4 protein-coding genes and 1 pseudogene are annotated in these 3,206 nt (G+C 41.7%); 2 read left to right on the top strand and 3 right to left on the bottom strand.

Features of this window, described 5'->3' with window-relative positions:
• The 3 genes from CXF78_RS18065 to def all read right to left on the bottom strand — a co-directional run.
• Positions 1 to 235 (bottom strand): transcription antitermination factor NusB (locus tag CXF78_RS18065; protein ID WP_308302276.1); only part of this gene is annotated, 235 nt, incomplete at its 3' end.
• Position 236: 1 nt separating this feature from the next.
• A complete protein-coding gene (fmt, locus tag CXF78_RS18060) occupies positions 237 to 1,193 on the bottom strand; it encodes a methionyl-tRNA formyltransferase (protein WP_102037543.1) in 957 nt (318 codons plus the stop codon).
• 8 nt (positions 1,194 to 1,201) lie between these two features.
• Complete coding sequence (def, locus tag CXF78_RS18055; protein WP_041413263.1) at positions 1,202 to 1,714, bottom strand: peptide deformylase; 513 nt, start codon at positions 1,712 to 1,714, stop codon at positions 1,202 to 1,204.
• A gap of 126 nt (positions 1,715 to 1,840) precedes the next feature.
• Between def and CXF78_RS18050 the strand changes: the two genes are divergently transcribed.
• Complete coding sequence (locus CXF78_RS18050; RefSeq protein WP_011635517.1) at positions 1,841 to 2,947, top strand: LysM peptidoglycan-binding domain-containing protein; 1,107 nt, start codon at positions 1,841 to 1,843, stop codon at positions 2,945 to 2,947.
• 71 nt (positions 2,948 to 3,018) lie between these two features.
• Positions 3,019 to 3,206, top strand: a pseudogene (locus CXF78_RS18045) (DNA-protecting protein DprA); the annotation flags it as partial.

Genomic DNA, 3,206 nt, shown 5'->3' with positions numbered 1-3,206 from the left:
TCAGCAGTTGATGCAATATACGCTGTTTACCTTTAAACGGTTTCGCTAAGCAGTCACTTACACACTTGTCTAGTTGCGGTAATTGACGCATAACGCCGTAACATAATTCAGCTAATAAGGCTTTGTCTTTGCCATTTTGTAAGTGTTGCTGTTGATCGGGTAGAGCCACCGATAACGAAATTCCTTTTTCAAGGACTTCATAAATTGCTTTAGCTGCTAGTGCGCGAACATTCATGCTAGTTAGCCTCTTGGTTTAAACACACACCTGCGGTAAACCAATCACCACGAGCATTAAGAATGTCGGCCACATCAAGCGGCTTTTTGTTGGGCAGTTGCATGGTTTTAATCATTAACTTGCCGTCTGCGGTAGCAATTTCAATACCTTGCTTGGTCGCTGCAATAATGGTTCCTGGCGCTTGCGAGCAGAGTTCTGCGCTGTAATCTGCTTGCCACACTTTAATCACGCTTTGTTGGTGTTCAAAATAACTTACTGGCCATGGATTGAAGGCGCGAATGTCTTGCCACAACTGTTTTGCGCTTTTATTCCAATCAAGACGAGCTTCTTCTTTGGACAATTTTTCAGCGTAGTTAGCCAGAGTTTCATCTTGATTTTGTGCTTTGATGCTACCATCGCTTAAACCAATCAGTGCTTGTACTAAGGCTTTTGGCCCTTGTTCTGCTAGCTTTTCATAAAGGCTAGCCGAGGTATCCGTAGCCTCTATCGGTAAGTGCGTTTTGAGCAGCATGTCGCCAGTATCTAGGCCAATATCCATCTGCATAATGGTGACACCTGTTTCGGTATCACCTGCCCATAAAGCCCGCTGTATTGGAGCGGCTCCACGCCAGCGAGGTAAAATTGAACCGTGCACATTGATACAACCTAAACGCGGGGTATCAAGCACTACCTTTGGCAGAATCAACCCGTAAGCCACAACAATCATAATATCTGCATTAAGAGCTGCTAATTCCGCTTGTGCCTCTTCATTACGTAATGATGCAGGCTGAAATACCGGAATAGCATGCTCTAAAGCCAAAGCTTTTACTGGGCTCGCGGTGAGTTTCTTACCTCGACCAGCAGGCCTATCTGGTTGAGTATAAGTCGCAATCACATCGTGTTCAGAGTCGATGAGTGCTTGTAAGTGTCGAGCTGCGAAATCCGGAGTACCGGCAAAGATAATTTTTAACGGTTTCAAATTTTTTCCTATGCTTCTCTAGCATCTAAACGAGCTTCTTTTTCAAGCTTAGTTTTAATGCGTTGACGTTTTAGAGGCGATAAATAATCGACAAATAGCTTACCTTTAAGGTGATCCATCTCGTGTTGAATACAAATAGCAAACAACTCATCTGCTTCAACGATAAATTCTTTACCGTGACGATCTAGCGCTTTTAAGGTGACAAATTCTGCACGGTCAACTTTGGCATAAATACCGGGTACCGATAGGCAACCTTCTTCATTAGCCAAGTCACCACTGCTAGCCACTATTTGAGGATTAATAAAAATAGTTGGCCGTTCAACCTCATCTTGTAGATCCATCACAATCAATTGTTGATGAAAATCCACTTGAGTAGCAGCTAAACCGATACCTTTCTCTAGGTACATGGTTTCGAGCATGTTATCTATTTGTGTCTGTAATTGTGGACCGAAATCCGTTACAGGTTGAGCGATAGTGCGTAAACGTTCGTCTGGAAAGCGTAAAACATTAAGTAATGGCATATATAAACTCTTAGCAAGTCTGTCAAATTTCAGCCAGTTAGCTATACTGGCCATTGCGATTAGGGTAATTTTAATCCTTACAGCCTATCAATAACAGCAAAAAGCTCTAATAAAGAGCTAAACAACATGGACTGCACCATGAAACGCCTACTTTTACTTGCTTTTTTATGTCTAAATTCTTATTGGGTCAATGCTGATACATTAACCTTGAAAGCTGGACACCCAGATACGTATATCGTCAAAAAGGGCGATACTCTGTGGGATATTTCTGGTTATTTTTTAAATGACCCATGGCGTTGGCCTAAATTGTGGGGGAGCAATCCACAAATTGCTAACCCACATTTAATTTATCCTGGTGATCGACTGACATTAGTCTTTATTGATGGTCAGCCCCGTTTGGTTGTTAAGCAGCACATTAAAAAGAGTCCAGAAGGACGTGTGATATCCAAAGATGGTCCAATTCCTCCTGTTGACCTTGCGTTAATTAAGCCCTATTTAGTGCAGAATAGAGTGGTCGATCCTACTTGGTTAGCTGGACTGCCGATTGTCATGAGTGGTGAAAGTCCATCAATTCATCATGTGGTCAATGACGTTGTATATGTGAATGCGAAGCTTGAGCAAGGTCTTAAAGTGGCAATTTATCAAACTGGACGTGAGTTTTTTGCTCCAGATAGCGGTGAATTATTAGGCCAAGAACTTATTTTAACTTCGAGTGGACGTGTTATTGAGTCTGGCGATATATCAAAAGTTGAATTACTGAGCAGTTTACGTGAAACCAAAGGTGGCTTTCATGTTGCACCTGTAGAAGATGAAGCGTTAATGTCTGCTTATTTTATTCCTAAAGCGGCAGAGTTAAGTGTTGCTACTTCTATTATCGGTACTATTGGTCATATTCGCGAAGCGGGTAAGTTAGACGTTGTCTATATTGATCGTGGTGCCAATGACGGCGTTGAGACTGGACATGTTTTTTCAATGTTCCGTGATGGCGAAAGCATTATTATTGATAATGATGGTAATCCTGTTCGCCCTCTTGACCGTTCATCTTACGATAAAGTACTGGCTAATTTTTCAGAAGATACCGCATATAAAATGCCCGATGTTTTTCATGGTAATTTAATGGTTTTTAAAGTGTTTGATAAAACCAGTTTAGGGCTGATTATGTTTAATGACCATCCAGTTCGAGTGGGTGATAAATTAACAAAACCAAATCCATTGACAATTAAAGGTGAATAATTTCAGATAAACTGGTCGACTGGCTAGTTGTTTGTGCAGTATCTGGGCTAGGACCTGCTCGGATTCAACAATTGTTAACTCAAATGGACGTTGAAGAGATTCGTCAACGTCTAGAGTTTGAACCACAGGCCTTGCCTTTATCGGCAAGCCTGTTGGCTAAATGCCATATCGACTTTAATAAAGTAGAGCAAGCCCTAACTTGGCTCGATTCGCAACCTAATCACTACATTGTGACCCTTTCTGATCCACTTTACCCTCC

Origin of the sequence: Shewanella sp. 11B5, from assembly GCF_002836795.1 — a bacterium.
Taxonomy (GTDB): Bacteria; Pseudomonadota; Gammaproteobacteria; order Enterobacterales; family Shewanellaceae; genus Shewanella; species Shewanella frigidimarina.
This window is presented reverse-complemented; position numbering and strand designations above follow the sequence as displayed.

Excerpts from the sequence above, each read along its gene's own strand:
- CXF78_RS18050 (WP_011635517.1), top strand. The coding sequence starts at position 1,841 with ATGGACTGCACCATGAAACGCCTACTTTTACTTGCTTTTTTATGTCTA.
- def (WP_041413263.1), bottom strand. The coding sequence starts at position 1,714 with ATGCCATTACTTAATGTTTTACGCTTTCCAGACGAACGTTTACGCACT.